15 protein-coding genes are annotated in these 14,126 nt (G+C 75.0%); 8 read left to right on the top strand and 7 right to left on the bottom strand.

The genetic code is table 11. From position 1 onward, the window contains the following. The coding region (locus tag GA0070564_RS07345; protein WP_218104879.1) for a hypothetical protein at positions 1-437 on the top strand (437 nt) is incomplete at its 5' end. Positions 438-670: 233 nt separating this feature from the next. Beyond that, positions 671-1,792, top strand: coding sequence for a TolB-like translocation protein (locus tag GA0070564_RS29215; protein ID WP_176730566.1), 1,122 nt, complete (start codon positions 671-673; stop codon positions 1,790-1,792). Between the two features lie 67 nt (positions 1,793-1,859). Here the strand turns inward: GA0070564_RS29215 and GA0070564_RS07330 are convergent, their stop codons facing one another. Further along, on the bottom strand, positions 1,860-3,560 hold the full coding sequence (locus tag GA0070564_RS07330) for a hypothetical protein (protein WP_141714713.1): 1,701 nt from the start codon (positions 3,558-3,560) through the stop codon (positions 1,860-1,862). Positions 3,561-3,786: 226 nt separating this feature from the next. On the opposite strand from GA0070564_RS07330, the gene GA0070564_RS07325 reads away from it, so the two are divergent. Together GA0070564_RS07325 and GA0070564_RS07320 are read left to right on the top strand one after the other, a co-directional pair. Next, the gene (locus GA0070564_RS07325) at positions 3,787-4,554 is read left to right on the top strand and encodes an SGNH/GDSL hydrolase family protein (protein WP_091604239.1); all 768 of its coding nucleotides are present in this window, start codon (positions 3,787-3,789) and stop codon (positions 4,552-4,554) included. A 2-nt stretch (positions 4,555-4,556) separates the two neighbouring features. Then, positions 4,557-5,003, top strand: coding sequence for an imidazolonepropionase-like domain-containing protein (locus GA0070564_RS07320; protein ID WP_091604236.1), 447 nt, complete (start codon positions 4,557-4,559; stop codon positions 5,001-5,003). A gap of 67 nt (positions 5,004-5,070) precedes the next feature. Here GA0070564_RS07320 and GA0070564_RS07315 read toward each other — a convergent pair whose 3' ends face one another. After that, entirely contained in the window at positions 5,071-6,309 is a 1,239-nt protein-coding gene (locus GA0070564_RS07315) for a beta propeller repeat protein (protein WP_091604234.1), read from the bottom strand. Next, positions 6,302-6,826 (bottom strand): RNA polymerase sigma factor, encoded by a 525-nt coding sequence (locus tag GA0070564_RS07310; RefSeq protein ID WP_091604231.1) that lies wholly within the window; start codon positions 6,824-6,826, stop codon positions 6,302-6,304. The genes GA0070564_RS07315 and GA0070564_RS07310 overlap by 8 nt, the downstream gene beginning before the upstream one ends. Before the next feature lie 115 nt (positions 6,827-6,941). Here GA0070564_RS07310 and GA0070564_RS07305 point away from each other — a divergent pair, with 115 nt between their 5' ends. Beyond that, entirely contained in the window at positions 6,942-7,844 is a 903-nt protein-coding gene (locus tag GA0070564_RS07305; RefSeq protein ID WP_091604228.1) for a sulfurtransferase, read from the top strand. Positions 7,845-7,915: 71 nt separating this feature from the next. Here GA0070564_RS07305 and GA0070564_RS07300 read toward each other — a convergent pair whose 3' ends face one another. The 3 genes from GA0070564_RS07300 to GA0070564_RS07290 form a co-directional block, all read right to left on the bottom strand. Next, positions 7,916-9,094, bottom strand: a complete 1,179-nt coding sequence (locus GA0070564_RS07300) for a hypothetical protein (protein WP_091604226.1) — start codon at positions 9,092-9,094, stop codon at positions 7,916-7,918. Next, entirely contained in the window at positions 9,091-9,612 is a 522-nt protein-coding gene (locus GA0070564_RS07295) for a SigE family RNA polymerase sigma factor (RefSeq protein ID WP_091604223.1), read from the bottom strand. The genes GA0070564_RS07300 and GA0070564_RS07295 overlap by 4 nt, the downstream gene beginning before the upstream one ends. Positions 9,613-9,686: 74 nt before the next feature. Then, a complete protein-coding gene (locus GA0070564_RS07290; protein ID WP_176730565.1) occupies positions 9,687-10,262 on the bottom strand; it encodes a TetR/AcrR family transcriptional regulator in 576 nt (191 codons plus the stop codon). A gap of 104 nt (positions 10,263-10,366) precedes the next feature. Between GA0070564_RS07290 and GA0070564_RS07285 the strand changes: the two genes are divergently transcribed. Together GA0070564_RS07285 and GA0070564_RS07280 are read left to right on the top strand one after the other, a co-directional pair. Then, complete coding sequence (locus tag GA0070564_RS07285; protein WP_091604218.1) at positions 10,367-11,566, top strand: FAD-dependent oxidoreductase; 1,200 nt, start codon at positions 10,367-10,369, stop codon at positions 11,564-11,566. Positions 11,567-11,575: 9 nt separating this feature from the next. Next, positions 11,576-12,139, top strand: a complete 564-nt coding sequence (locus GA0070564_RS07280) for a VanZ family protein (RefSeq protein WP_091604215.1) — start codon at positions 11,576-11,578, stop codon at positions 12,137-12,139. Here GA0070564_RS07280 and GA0070564_RS07275 read toward each other — a convergent pair. Next, complete coding sequence (locus tag GA0070564_RS07275; RefSeq protein ID WP_091604212.1) at positions 12,039-13,370, bottom strand: MFS transporter; 1,332 nt, start codon at positions 13,368-13,370, stop codon at positions 12,039-12,041. The genes GA0070564_RS07280 and GA0070564_RS07275 overlap by 101 nt on opposite strands. Before the next feature lie 120 nt (positions 13,371-13,490). Between GA0070564_RS07275 and GA0070564_RS07270 the strand changes: the two genes are divergently transcribed. Beyond that, on the top strand, positions 13,491-14,111 hold the full coding sequence (locus tag GA0070564_RS07270) for a TetR/AcrR family transcriptional regulator (RefSeq protein ID WP_091604209.1): 621 nt from the start codon (positions 13,491-13,493) through the stop codon (positions 14,109-14,111). Positions 14,112-14,126: the final 15 nt, after the last annotated feature.

Raw genomic sequence — 14,126 nt, 5'->3', positions numbered from 1 at the left:
CGAGCGCCCGCCCGTCCGTTGGTTCCCGGCTGGTGTTCGACCCGGATGGGCTGGGTGAGTTGAAACTGGGCATGACGAAGAAGCAGGCCCTGGCCACGGGGATGATCAAGAGTTTCCAGGAGAAGCCGGCTGGTTCGAGTTGTCCTTCGATCGCGGAGTTGAAGGGCACCGGGGGTTCGGTGTGGTGGTCGACCAAGCTCGGCGTGGTGGTGATCTCGCCGGCGTCGGGGGTCGAGACGGTGCAGGGGTTGCACGTGGGTTCGTCTCGGGATGACGTGGTGAGGGTCTACCCCGAGTGGGCGGTCAGTGGGGACGACAACGGGCGGCTGAACGTTGCGGTGCCGGGCAACCCGGACGCGCGGTTCCGGATCGAGATGGCGAACCAGAAGGTGACCTCCATCGCCCTCCAGGATGCCAAGCAGGACTGCTACGAGTAGGCCGGGCAGACCACCCGAGACCCGAAGGGGCGGCACCGACCACACATCGGAGCCGCCCCTTCGGCGTTTCCGCCATTCGACGGGCCGCCCCTGATGTCGGCGCGGACGAAAAAGTTGCCGTCCACGATGGAATGACGGTGTCGGATGGTGGCAGGAAACGACGGCAACTCCGGGGCGCCGGGCGCTCGTCTTGGGTGGTGTCAGATCGACCCCCACCTGCAAGGAGTGACGTCATGAACCTCGCCTCCACCCCGCGCACCGTCCGCTCCGTCGGCCGGCGGGCCCTGCGCCCGGCCGCGCTGGCCGGCGCCGCGCTGGCGCTGCTGGCGCTCGCCGCCGCCGGCTGCGCCGCCCCGGCCGCGGAGTCCCCGACCGCCGCCCCGGCGGCCGTCGTCGCCAACCCGGCCGCCGCCGTGGCCGTCGGGTCCGGCGGGGGCGCCGCCGCGCCGGCCGTCGCGGCGTCCACTGGTACGACGGTTCGCACGTCCGCCACCGGCAAGGTCCACTGGCCGCAGCTGACCTGGTACAACCCGAAGGACGGCACCCGCCCCGCGCGGATCTGGCGGCAGACGCCCGCCGGCACGTGGAAGCTGGTCCGGCAGGGGAATCCGGGTGAGCCCCGCAGCCTGACCAGGCCCTTCCCCTCCCCGGACGGCCGCCTGGCCGCCTGGACGGCGGACAACCCGAAGCGCCTGGTGATCGACCGTTTCTCCGGCGGCGCGAAGCACACCGTTCCGATCAAGGCCACGTCGACCTGCGACCCGAGCTGGCTCGACAACCACCGGGTGGTCTTCGGGCAGGGCCGCGACGGCGACTGGACGTTCGTCGCCGTCAACGCCGACGGCACCGGCCGTCGGGTCGTCGCCACCCACCAGCGCAGCTGCCCCCAGGCGGCGGCCGGCCGGATCAGCCGGTACGACAACCGTACGGTGACCCTGCGCGACGAGCGCGGCCACCAGCGCACGGTCCGGCCGCGCATCCCGGTGAACCTGAGGATCCACGGCGTGCCGGGGATCTCCGCCGACGGCCGCAGTCTCGTGATCGGCACGCACGTGCCGAGCTCGGGTGACTGCGGCTGCGGCTGGCGGTTCCGCAACTACCGGGTGGACATGGCCAGCGGCGCCGCCGTCGAGCTGACCCCGCTCGACCCGGCGTGGCGCAAGCCCACCGGGCACGGCGAGGCCGTCAAGGTGATCTTCCTGCCCGCCGGCCGTGGTCTGGTCGCCCAGATCGACGCCGGGACCTTCGGCGACACCCCGCACCACCGGCTCGTGCGGTACGCGGCGAACGGCCGGGTGCTGGCCAGCCGGTCGGTGCCAGCGGGCGACACCTGGACCAGCAGCCTGCTGGGCTGATCCGCCCGGCAGGGGACCCGAGGGAGCGGCCACCGCACGGGGGGTGGTCGCTCCCGCGCCGTCGTGCTCAGCGCACCCGGCCCTTCACGTACGCCGCCCACTGGTCGCAGAACGTCTGGTACGGCACCTCGAGCACCTGCTGCGTCGCGACCCGGATGTCCTTCCCCCGGTAGTGGGTGGCCACCAGCTCGAAGACCTTCGACTGGCCGTACTTCTCGGCGATGTAGCCGATCGCAGAGTTGCCCAGCCAGTAGTGGTAGGAGACCCGACCCGCCATGTTCCAGCTGTAGTTCTCCGGCATCGGCAGGTCGTAGTCGAGGGAGCGGAGCATCCGGCGGCCCTCGGCGGCCCGGTCGCTGGCCGTCCAGGGCTTGCGCTGGTGGCCCATCCACTCGGCGAAGCCCTCGACGACCCAGTTCGCCAGCTCGTCCTCGGCGAAGTACTTCTTCGGGTCGTGCTCGTACAGGTTGAAGACCAGGGAGTGGGCGAACTCGTGCCGGAAGATCGTGCCACGCAGGTCGGGGCCGTTGTCGAAGAAGTACCGCTCGGCCACGTCGATCACCACGCGGCTGCCGCCGGTGTCCGGCCCGGCGCCCTCTCCGCCGGTGTCGATCCGGCCGGCGGGCGGGACCGGAATCGACACCCCGGCCTCGTCCGGGAGCTTCTTCGTGTACCGGTAGAGCGACCCCAGCTCCTTCTTGCCCTTCACCAGCGAGAGGACGAAGCCCTGCGGGATCTCCCCGGGTACCCCGCCGGACCGCCAGGTGGTCAGGTCCGCCACGGCGGCCCGCTCGGCGTCCGGCGCGTACCGCTTCGCCAGCGCCGCCAGCGAGGAGTCGACCAGGATGATCGTGTGCGGGGTGCGCTCGACGTGCAGCGTCGGCCACTTGTCCCAGGGCGCCGGGTAGTAGGTGAACCGGTCCCGGTTGCGGTCCACCGGTAACCCGCCCGTCCTGGTCACGACCAGTGGGGCGCCCTTGGCCGGTCGGACCACCGTCCACCGGTACAGCTCCTCCACCGCCGCCCGGTCGAATGTCTCGAACCGGTGCACGAACGAGATCGTGACGTCGAAGGCGACCCGTTCGCCCGCCCGCTTGAAGTCGGTCTGGTGGACCCGCTCGAACCGCTCCTCGGCGAACGGCACCTTCACCAGGTTGCGGAAGAGCCGGGTCTGCTGGGCGACCAGTGCCTTGTTCGCCGGATCGAACGGAGCCAGGAACGCCTTCAGATCCGCCTTGCGCAACGCCTGCCCGTGCGCGTCGAGGAGAGCTTCGACCTCCTCCAGCTTGATCGGGTTGTACTTCTCGTCCAGTTCCGCCGCCGACGCGGCATTGCTGGCGTCGAGGGTCGACTTCACCACCACCAGCGTGCCGGCGCAGAGGGCCAGGACCAGCGCCACCGCGCCCAGGCTGATCCACAACCACCGCCTGGACCGCTTCGCCGGGGGCGGGACGACCGGCGGCGGATACGCCCCGTACGGGCCGAAGGGTGCCGGACCGCCGGGCTGTCCGGGCGGGCCGTAGGCCGGACCGTGGGCCGGCGGGCCGTACGGGCCGCCCTGCGGCGGGTACGGGCCGACCTGCGGGCCGGGTGGCGGCGGTGGGTACTGCCCGGGCGGGGCGTACTGGCCGGGCAGCGGCACGACGGGGGCCGGCGGCAGCCCCGGCGACGCCGTCCCGCTGGTGGCCGGCGGCCCGACCGGGGTGGGCACGGGCTGGCCGGGGCCGCCGGCCCGCGGAGAAGGAACGGAGGGGTGTCCCTCGGTCATGTCGGATCCTCGCTCGTGTCCGGGGCGGGAGCGGGTGCGCCGCCGATCGGATGCGCGCCATTATTTCGGTCCCGCCCGCCGGTTTCTGCCCCGTGGCGCCCGTACCGGCGTATCCCGGCGTGGGCGTCGCCACACGGAGGCGGTGGCCGGGCGCCGGGACGGGGCGGCCGGTGGAAGACTCTCAACGATCGACGCGGATGTGACCCGGGGGTAACGGAGGACAGGCGTGCGCTGGCGCAGTTTCGTCGCGGTGGGGGACAGCTTCACCGAGGGCATGGACGACGCTTATCCGGACGGCACCTACCGGGGCTGGGCGGACCTGGTGGCGACCCGGCTGGCCGCCGAGGCCGGCCCGGACTTCCGGTACGCCAACCTGGCCATCCGGGGCCGGCTCTTCCCGGGCGTGGTGGCCGAGCAGGTGCCCGCCGCGCTGGCCATGAAGCCCGACCTGATCAGCTTCGCGGCCGGGGGCAACGACGTGCTGCGGCCCTCGTTCGACCCGGAGGCGATGGTCGCCCGCTTCGACGAGGTGATCGGCCGGCTGCGTTCCGGTGGCGCCGACGTGCTGGTGTTCCGGTTCGCCGACGTGATGGCCCGGCTGCCCGGCCAGCGCCTGGTGGCGCCCCGGATCGCCCGGCTCAACCGGGCGGTCGGCGAGACCGCCGAGCGGCACGGCGCGATCCTGGTCGACCTCTTCTCCGACGACACGTTCCTCAACCCGGCGCTGTGGAGCCACGACCGGCTGCACCTCTCCGCGGCCGGGCACCGGCGGGTCGCCGGTCAGGTTCTGTCCGCCCTGGGGGTGGGCTGCGACGAGGAGTGGCTGCTGGTGCCGCCGCACCCCGAGCCGTCGCCGTGGCTGGCCGCCCGCGCCGCCGATTTGCGGTGGGCCGGCCGGCACCTGGCGCCCTGGGTGAAGCGCCGGCTGACCGGTCGCTCGTCCGGCGACACCGTCACCGCCAAGCGTCCGCTGCTCGGCCCGCTGGCCGACTGACCGTGCGGACCCTGCACGCCGCCGCACTGCTGCGTACCGGCCCGGACGCCGAAGCCGTGCTCGACGGGGCGGTGCTGGTGGAGGGGGCGCGGATCGTGGCGGTCGGGCCGACCGACGAGCTGCTGTCCGCGTACCCGGGAGTGCGGGTGCGGCGGTGGGCCGGCACCCTCGGGCCGGCGCTGGTGCACGACGGACCGCTGCCGCCTGCGCCGACGCCGCGCGAGCGGGTGCACGCGCTGTTCCGGCTCGGCGCCGCCGCGGTGCCCGCCGGTCGGCTGACCGACCCCGGCCTGCGAGCGGCCGCCGCCCGCAACGGCGTCGCGGTGGCCGACGCCGCCCGCCCGCCGGCGCTGGTGGTCGGCGGGCGGGCGGATCTGGCCGTCTTCGGCGACGACGGCGGCTGCCTGGCCACCGTCGTCGCCGGCCGGCTGGTGCACCGGCGGGCCTGACCGGGCCGGACCGGGCCGGCCCTCTGACGGGCCCGGCAGGAGTGCCCGCCGGACCCCGCCGACCTCGTCAAGAGAGCCGGACCCAGGTCCGGTCGGTGCTGCGACCCGAGCCCAGGATCAGGGTCTGCCCCTGCCGGACCTCGATCGTCCCGTCCGGCAGCACCGATACCCCGGCCGACCGATCGTCCTGGGTGCGGCGCAACGTCCGGGTCAGCTCCGGCACGTCGGTGTACCGGCCGCCGGCCCAGAACCCGAGCCCGCCGTACGCGCTGGTGACCACCAGGACGCCGGCACCCACGGCGGCGGCCTGCAAGGTGTCGTCCGGGAGGCCGCCCGAGTGTCTCCAGCGGTCGCCCGCCAGCCGCCACACGTCGTCCGGCCGCTCCAGGCCCAGCAGCCAGACCTCCCGACCGTCCGGGGAGAGGGCGAGGGCTGCCGCACCGGGAACCGTCGGGAGCGTGCGCCAGGTGGCACCCCGGTCGTCGCTGGTCGCCACGGCGGTGCCGCCCGTCCGGGAGACCGTGACCCACACCCGCCCGTCACGGCCCTCGAAGAGGCCGACGTTGTCTGGCTTGATCGTCAGTGCGGGTTGGCGGGGCAGAGCGCCACCACCGATGCGGCGGACCTGGCTCCGATCGCAGGTGACCGGGAACCGGCCCGGTCCCTCCGCCCCGGGGCAACCGACGTAAAGCCCGCTGGGCGTCGCCATCGCCCGACTGACGACCGCCGGCGGATCGTCGAGCGGATGGGTGGTGAAGGTGGCGGCGCCGTCCCGGGTCACCCGGTGACCACGGACCGACGTCACGGTGGCCGTGTCCGGGTCCAGCGGGAGGAGCTGGACCGGACCGGCCGCCTCGGTCCAGCTGGAGTAGCGCCAGGTCCGACCGGTGTCGGTGGTCCGGGCGACGGTGCGCACACAGTCGCGGCCGGCCGGGTCACCCTCCGGGCCGCAGGTGTCGAACAGCGCCCAGCCGGCCCGGGCGTCGACGAACCGGATGTCGGTCAACCGGCCCGGGACGCCGTTCAGGGCGATCCGGCGTTCGGTCAGTTTCCCCGCCGGCGGTGAGGGGACCACCGGCGTGGGGGTCGGCGCGGGCTGCGGGTCGGTCGCCCCACCGGCCAGCGCGAACGCGCCCGCCGGTCCGCCCACCAGCAGGGCCGTCAGGCCGGCCAGCACGCTCCGGCGGCGCCGTCGGCGCTCCCGGACCCGCCGTTGCGCGTCGGCCACCCCCGGCGGGCGGAAGGTGGGCAGGGCGTCGGCCTCGAACTCGGCGAACACCCGCTCGACGACGGTGGTCTCACGCATCGGGGGCCTCCCGCTCGGTGAAGTACGCGGCCAGTGCGGTGCGACCCCGGGACAGCCAGGAGCGGACGGTGCCCTCCGCCACCCCGGCCTGCTCGGCGATCTCCCGGGTGCTCAGCTGGCCCAGGTGGTGCAGCACCAGCGCCCGCCGCTGGTTGGCGGGGAGCGTGGCCAGGGCCCGGGTCAACGCCACCCGGTCCGGGCCGGGACCGGGGGTGTGCTCCTCCCGCTGCCGGGCCAGATGACGTACGGCGGTGCGGACCCGGCGCAGCCGGCTGGTGGCCAGGTTCCAGGCGACCCGGCGGACCCAGGCGACCGGGTCGTCGTACCCGCCGACCTGGTCCCAGCGTTCCAGCAGTCGGCAGAACGCCTCCTGGGTGAGGTCCTGCGCCTCGGCGTGGTCCCCCAGGTACGCGTAGAGCTGCACCGCCAGCCGATGGAAGTGCGCCTGGTAGAAGTCGGTGAAGTCCACCGGTGTCCTGACCGCCCGGGGCGGCCCGGTCTGCTGCCGTACGGTCATCTCGTTCCTCTGTGGTCGGCGGGGCTCGTGACTGTCACGTGCGTCCCGCCACATCCGCTGCACCCGATCCGTGATGACCGGCCGCCGGGCGATTATCGGGCGTAGGTTGGGGCTCATGCCTGTGCCGAGCGATCCGAACCCCCGACTCCAGTCGTACGCCGACCCGCAGCGCCTGGTCACCACCGAGTGGCTGGCCGAGCACCTGGGTGACGAGGGGCTCGTGGTGGTCGAGTCCGACGAGGACGTGCTGCTCTACGAGTCCGGTCACATCCCGGGCGCGGTGAAGGTGGACTGGCACACCGAGCTCAACGACCAGGTCACCCGGGACTACCTCGACGCGGCCAGCTTCGCCGAGCTGTGCGCCGGGAAGGGTATCGGCCGGGGCGACACGGTGGTCTTCTACGGCGACAACTTCAACTGGTGGGCGGCGTACGCCCTCTGGGTGTTCGAGCTCTTCGGCCACGCCGACGTGCGGCTGCTCGACGGCGGCCGGCAGAAGTGGGCCGCCGAGGGGCGCGAGCTGACCCGGGAGAAGGTCAGCCGCCCGCGCGCCGACTATCCGGTGCCGGAGCGCAACGACGCGCCGATCCGGGCGTACCGGGAGCAGGTGATGGCGCACGTGGCGGCGGGCCGGCCGCTGGTCGACGTCCGTTCCCCGGGTGAGTACACCGGCGAGATGCTGCACATGCCGGACTACCCGCAGGAGGGGGCGCTGCGCGGCGGGCACATCCCGGGCGCGGTGAACAAGCCGTGGAAGTCGGCCGCGAACGACGACGGCACGTTCCGGTCCGCCGACGAGCTGCGCTCGATCTACGCCGACCAGCTCGGGCTGAGCCCGTCGGACGACGTGGTGGCGTACTGCCGGATCGGTGAGCGGTCCAGCCACACCTGGTTCGTGCTGCACCACCTGCTGGGTTATCCGCAGGTGCGCAACTACGACGGCTCGTGGACCGAGTGGGGCAACCTGGTCCGGGTGCCCGTGGTGAAGGGCGACCAGCCCGGCGGCCTGGCCGACTGAGCGACCGCCCGGTCTCCGCGCGCCGCTCGCGTCCGCGCGGGGACCGGGTTCTCCGGGTGCGTCCCCGGCGGTCAGCCGGCGGGGAGCGCCACCAGGCCGCCGACGTCGCGGGCCACCCAGGCGACCTCGCCGGTCTCCGGCTGCCAGCGGGCCAGCCCGCCGAGGTCGTAGCGGAACAGCACCGCGCCGTCGGCCGACCAGCCGAGCACCTCGCAGCAGGCCTTCGCGCGGTCTTCCCGGCCCAGGTCGAGCAGGCGGGTCACCGCGCCGGTGCGGGCGTCCAGCAGCGCCAACCCCTCGGCCCCGTTCATGCTGCCGGTGGTGGTCCAACCCGCCTGGGCGATCAAGTTGCCGCGCTGCCAGCCCCGCCCGTAGACGTCGTTCAGCCGGTAGCCGGGGGGCAGTTCGCCGCTGGTCACCGGTCGCCGCTCCGGCGTGCCGCCGGTGGCGGGGAAGCGGCGTACCGCCAGCAGGTCCTCGGCACTGCCGAGGCTGAGCAGGTCACCGGGGCGGGCCGGCTCCGGCACGACGAGTCCCCACGGGTCGACCGGCAGCTTCCGGGCCGTCCCGGTGCGCCGGTCCAGCTCGTACGTGGTGTCGTTGTCACCGACGAGCAGCCGGTCACCGGCCCAGACGACGTGTTCCAGGTAGCCGGCGAGCGGGTAGCGGCGGACGGCGGCGTCGGTCAGGTCGACCACGACCACCTCTCCGGTCTGCGCGAACGCGGCGGTCCGGCCGTCCGGGGACAGGCTGCCCGGCTTGAGTGGAACCGCCTCGTTGCCACTGGCGTCCCGGGTCGGCGCGAGCGTGACCACGTCGAGTTTCCTAACCATGCCGTCGTCGCCGAGGATCCGGATCACGCCGGCCTCGCCGGTCTCCGGGTTGATCGGCTGGAGCAGCGCCAGCGCCCGGTCGACCGGCCGGGCGGAGAGCGGCGCGCCCACCCGGTTGCCGAGCCGGCCGAGCGGGTCGTCGGTCCGGTCGAGCGTGGCCGGGGGCCGCTGCACCGGTGGCCCGTTGGTGGCCGGGCTCACCGTGGGATGCGCCGGGGTGGCCGGGGGCGGTCCGGCGCGGTGCAGGAGCGCGGTCGTGCCGCCGCCGATCAGGGCGACCGCCAGGGCGGTGGCACCGGCGGCCCAGCGGGCGCGGCGGACCCGCCGGGCCCGGTCCCAGCCGAAGATCGCGGGTCGGGTCGGTCGGACGTCCTCGGCCGCGACGGTCAGCAACCGGCGCAGGTCTTCTTCGTTCACGGGTTCACCTCCAACCCGGTGGAGCGGTCGTCGTCGCGGCCCAGCTGCGGGGCGACCGCACGGAGCCGGCGCAGCGCGTCGTGGCACTGGCTCTTGACGGTGCCGACGGTGACGCCGAGCGCGTCGGCGGTGGCCGCCTCGGTCAGGTCCTCGAAGTAGCGCAGCACCACCACCGCGCGCTGCCGGGGCGGCAACTGGCCGAGCGCGGCCCGCACGCTGATCCTCAGCGCGCCGTCCCCGTCGCCGGCCTCCCGCTCCGGCGGGTACGCGCTCAGCCACTCCCGCCGTCGTCGCCGCCACCAGGAGACCGCGTCCCGGTAGAGGATGGCCCGCACGTACGCGGCGGGGTCGCCCTGGCGTACGGCGGGCCAGCGCAGCGCCAGCTTGAGCAGGGCGTCCTGGAGCAGGTCCTCGGCCTGGTGCCGGTTGCCGCAGATCAGGTACGCGGCCCGGAGGAGCCGATGCTGGTGGCTCTCGACGAAGCTGACGTAGTCGTCGTCGACCGTCCGAGGTCCCATTCCCGCCTCCCTCCGGTGACCGTGGCGCTGCCGTCGCCCTCTGGACGCTCGGCGGGGCGGAAATGGTTGGGCGGTCAGCCCGGCCCGGTGCCCCGCAGGTAACGCTGGATGGTCGGCGCGAGCCAGCCGACCAGCTCCGCCGGCTCGATCTCGACGACCGGGGCCAGTCGCAGCACGTACCGGGTCAGGGCGAGCCCGAGCATCTGGCCGGCGACCAGCCCGGCCCGCCAGGGCGCCTCGGCGCGGTCCGGGACCACGTCGGCCACGGTCGCGGCGAGCTGGTCGGCGAAGATCGACCGCATCCGGTCGGCGGCGCTGGGATTGGTGGTGGCCGTGCGGAGCAGCGCCGCCATCCGCTCGTCGCCCTCCCAGCGGTCCAGGAAGTGCCGGACCAGCGTCTCGCCGACCCGCTCGACGGGCACCGCGGCGAGGTCGGGCAGGCGCAGGTCGAACTCGGCCGCCGCGGCGAAGAGCCCCTCCTTGCTGCCGTAGTAGCGCATCACCATGGACGGGTCGATCCGCGCGTCGGCGGCGATGGCCCGGATGGTGGCCCGGTCGTAGCCGTCGGCGGCGAACCGTTCCCGGGCGGCCCGGAGGATGGCGGCCCGGGTGGCGTCCGAGCGGCGGACGGTGGGTGCCGTGTCGGTCATGCCCACGACTGTAGGCCAACAAGCGTTGACAACGCGGTCGGAGCCCGCCTAGCGTCGATGTCAACAGCCGTTGGCAAACATACGTTGGCAACCGGAGGTGGGGCATGCTCCCCGAGCGCACCGACGTCCTGGTGGTGGGGGCCGGGCCGACCGGCCTGGCGACCGCCGTGACCCTCGCCCGGCAGGGAGTCGAGGTGACCGTGGTCGACCGGCTGGAGCGCCCGCCGGTCACCTCCCGGGCCGCCGTCGTGCACGCGTACACGCTGGAGGTGCTGGAGCGGATCGGGGTGGCCGCGCCGCTGGTCGCCCGCGGGCTGCGCTCGCCCCGGTTCCGGGTTCGCGACCGGGACCGGGTGCTCGCCACCATCACCTTCGGTGACCTGCCGTCGGCGCACCCGTACGCGCTGATGGTGTCCCAGGCGCAGACCGAGGCGGTGCTCGCCGACCGCCTCACCGACCTCGGCGGACGGGTGCTCCGGGCGTACGAGCTGACCGGGCTGGACCTCGACGCGGCCGGCGCGGTGGCGACCTTCGCGGGCGGCGGAACCGTCCGGGCGCGCCGGGTGGTCGGCGCCGACGGCATGCACAGCCGGGTACGCGAGCTGGCCGGGATCGGCTTCGGCGGTCCCACCGACCCGGGCGAGTCCTTTCTCCTCGCCGACGTCTCGGTGGAGAGCACGCTGCCCCGCGACGAGGTCTCCCTCTTCCTCGCCCGCCAGGGGCCGATGGTGTGGGCACCGCTGCCCGGCGGCGTCGTCCGGCTGGTCGCCACGGTCGCCGACGCGCCCCGCGACCCGGAGGCCGGCCTGCTCCAGGCGCTGCTCGACGAGCGCGGCCCGGCCCGCCGGCCGGACCGGATCACCGAGCTGCTCTGGAGTTCCCGATTCCGGATCCACCACCGGGTCGCGGAGACCTACCGCCGGGGGCCGGTGCTGCTCGCCGGGGACGCCGCCCACGTGCACAGCCCGGCCGGTGGGCAGGGCATGAACCTCGGCATCTGCGACGCCGTGGCCCTCGGCGAGACCCTCGCCGACGTGCTGGCCGGCGCCCCGGAGACGCTGCTCGACGACTACTCCACCACCCGCCGCCCGCTCGCCGGGGAGGTCGCCGGCTTCGCCGACCGGCTGACCCGGCTCGCCACCCTGCCGCCGGTGGCCCGGCCGCTACGGAACGTGCTGCTCGGCGCGGTCTCGGCCGTCCCACCGGCCCGGCGTCGGGTGGCGATGCGGCTCTCCGGCCTCACCCACCGCCCGGCGCGGCCCGGCACCGCTCGGTCCCCCCACCCGGCGGTCCCACCCCGCTAGGCTGCGCCGGTGGATCAGGTCTGGCGGAGCTGGGGCGCGGTGCTGGCCGCCACCGCCGCCGCGGTGCCGTTCGCGGTGCTGGTCACCGTGCTGCTGGCCCGCTTCCGCCGGGACGCGCCGACCCCGGCCCAGGCGTGGCGGCGCAGCCTCGCCGAGGTCGCCATGGTCGCCGGGACCGTCCCCTGGACGTGGATGATCCTCACCCCGCTCGATGCGCCCCGCCGGGTCGACCTCGTGCCCCTGCACGACCTTGCCCACCTGCCCGACGGCTCGTCGGCCGGCGAGGTGGCCGTCCAGGTGGTCGGCAACCTGCTGGTCTTCGCCGCGCTGGGCTGCTTCGCCCCGGTACGCTGGCCCGCCCTGGCCGGCGTCGGCCGGCTCTTCCTGCTCGGCGCCGCCGCCTCGGCGACGGTCGAGACGTTGCAGTACGCGCTGCGCCTCGGCCGGTTCAGCACCGTCGACGACGTGCTGCTCAACGCGACCGGGGCGGCCCTGGCCGGGCTGCTGTCCCGGCCGTGGTGGGCCCATCGGAGGGTCGCGCCGGTCGCAGCACCCGCCACGCCACCACGCTGACCAGCCCGGTCACCACCGCGGTCGCCGCGATCACCGACGCCACCCCGTACGCCGCCCCGGCCAGGCCGGCCGCCGCCGCCCCCACCGGCGCGCTGACCAGGCCGACCATCCGCTGCGCCGCGCCGACCCGGCCGAGCAGGCCGGCCGGCACCCGGGCCTGCCCGTACGCGGCGAAGAGGCTGTTCCACACCGTCGTGCCGGCGGCGAAGACGGCCAGCGCCAGCCCGCCCGGCAGCGGGGAGCGGGCCAGCGCCAGCCCGGTCAGCGCCACCGCCTGGCCGAGCAGCACCCACCGCAGCGCGGTCACCGGGCCGAGCCGGGCGGCCAGCCGGCCCGCCCCCAGCGCCCCGGCGAGACCACCGAGGATCGTGCCGGCGGCCAGCAGCCCGTACCCGCCCGGCGGCACCCGCAGCAGGTCCAACGCGTAGAGCACCAGCACCGCCATCAGGGCGCTGATCGCCAGGTTGCTGCCCGCGCTCAGCAGGGTCACCCGCCACAGCACCGGCTCCCCGCGCAGCCAGCGCAGCCCCTCGCCGGCCTCCCGCCAGAGTGCACCGCGCCGCCGGGCGCCGCCTGCCGGTGCTGACGGGTCGGTCGGTGTGCCGGGGCCGGCCGGGGTCCGGGTGCTCGGCGGGGCCGACCGATCAACTGGCGGGCGGAGGGCCAGGACGAGCAGGGCGGCGACCGCGAAGGTGACCGCGTCGACGGTGAACGGCAGGGCCGCCGAGGCGGCGAAGAGCACCCCGGCCAGCGGTGCGCCGAGGAAGCCGCCAGCCACCGCCGTGCCGGCCTGGAGGCGGCCGTTGGCGGTGGGCAGCGCGCCGGTCGGTACCAGCGCCGGCAGCAGGGCGAACGAGGCGGCGTCGAAGAGCGCGCCGAGCGTGGCCAGCAGCACGGCGACCAGCACCAGCAGGGCCGGACCGGCCCGGCCCAGGGCCACCGCGACCGCCAGCCCGGCCACCACCGCCGCCCGCAGGGCGCCCACCACCGCCATGGTCCGGCGGTGCTCCCAGCGGTCCGCGTACACGCCGCCGAGCAGGCCGAGCAGGAGCGGCGGGAGCTGGCCGGCCACGGTCACCAGGGCCACCGTCCGGGGATCCCGGGTCAGCGCCACCGCCAGCAGGGCCAGCGCCGGCGTACGCAGGGTGTCGCCGAAGCGGGAGGCGACGGTGGCCGACCAGAGCAGCCGGTAGTCGCGGCCGAGCCGGGCGGGGCGGGCGGTGACGGTCATGGTGGCGAACCTGCCGCTTCGACCCGGTCGAGGGTCAACTTCGGCGGTTGCGCCGCCATCGGCTGAACCGACCGGTAACCGAGCCTCCCCGGCGTACCGGTCGAGGTCTACGCTTGCCGGGTGACGGTGGGTCAGCAGGCACGGGGCACGACGGGTGGCGCGGCGGGCGCGGGTCGGCGCCGCTCCAGGCGGGACGAGATCCTGGAGATCGCGGTCGGCCTCTTCGCCGCCCGGGGCTACCACGGCGTGTCGATGGACGACATCGGCGCCGCCGCCGGGGTCACCGGCCCGGCGCTCTACCACCACTTCGCCGGCAAGGAGGCGATGCTGGTCGCCGCCCTGATCCCGGTCAGTGAGGGGCTGCTCGACGGTGGCCGGGAGCGGGCCGCCGGGCATCCCGACGACCCGCGCGCGGCGCTGGAGTCGCTGATCGACTTCCACGTCGAATTCGCGCTGGCCAACCCCGCCGTGATCGCCCTGCACCTGCACGAGCTGGACCGGCTCCCGGACGAGCCGCGCCGCCGGATCCGCCGGCTCCAGCGGCTGTACGTCGAGGAGTGGGTGACCGTGCTGACCGGCCTGCACCCGGGGATGCCGGCCGGCGAGGCGCGGGTGCTGGCGCACGCCGCCTTCGGCCTGATGAACTCCACGCCGTTCCTCGGCGGCGAGGTGGAGCGGCGCCGCCGGGCCACGCTGCTGCGGTCCGCGACGCTGGCCGCCCTGCTGGCCGAGACGGCCTGACGACCGATCCCGGCC

The organism is Micromonospora mirobrigensis (genome assembly GCF_900091555.1).
Lineage (GTDB): Bacteria > Actinomycetota > Actinomycetes > Mycobacteriales > Micromonosporaceae > Micromonospora > Micromonospora mirobrigensis.
This window is presented reverse-complemented; position numbering and strand designations above follow the sequence as displayed.

Excerpts from the sequence above, each read along its gene's own strand:
- GA0070564_RS07290 (WP_176730565.1), bottom strand. The coding sequence starts at position 10,262 with ATGACCGACACGGCACCCACCGTCCGCCGCTCGGACGCCACCCGGGCC.
- GA0070564_RS07285 (WP_091604218.1), top strand. The coding sequence starts at position 10,367 with ATGCTCCCCGAGCGCACCGACGTCCTGGTGGTGGGGGCCGGGCCGACC.
- GA0070564_RS07295 (WP_091604223.1), bottom strand. The coding sequence starts at position 9,612 with ATGGGACCTCGGACGGTCGACGACGACTACGTCAGCTTCGTCGAGAGC.
- GA0070564_RS07310 (WP_091604231.1), bottom strand. The coding sequence starts at position 6,826 with ATGACCGTACGGCAGCAGACCGGGCCGCCCCGGGCGGTCAGGACACCG.
- GA0070564_RS07315 (WP_091604234.1), bottom strand. The coding sequence starts at position 6,309 with ATGCGTGAGACCACCGTCGTCGAGCGGGTGTTCGCCGAGTTCGAGGCC.
- GA0070564_RS07330 (WP_141714713.1), bottom strand. The coding sequence starts at position 3,560 with ATGACCGAGGGACACCCCTCCGTTCCTTCTCCGCGGGCCGGCGGCCCC.
- GA0070564_RS29215 (WP_176730566.1), top strand. The coding sequence starts at position 671 with ATGAACCTCGCCTCCACCCCGCGCACCGTCCGCTCCGTCGGCCGGCGG.
- GA0070564_RS07305 (WP_091604228.1), top strand. The coding sequence starts at position 6,942 with ATGCCTGTGCCGAGCGATCCGAACCCCCGACTCCAGTCGTACGCCGAC.
- GA0070564_RS07275 (WP_091604212.1), bottom strand. The coding sequence starts at position 13,370 with ATGACCGTCACCGCCCGCCCCGCCCGGCTCGGCCGCGACTACCGGCTG.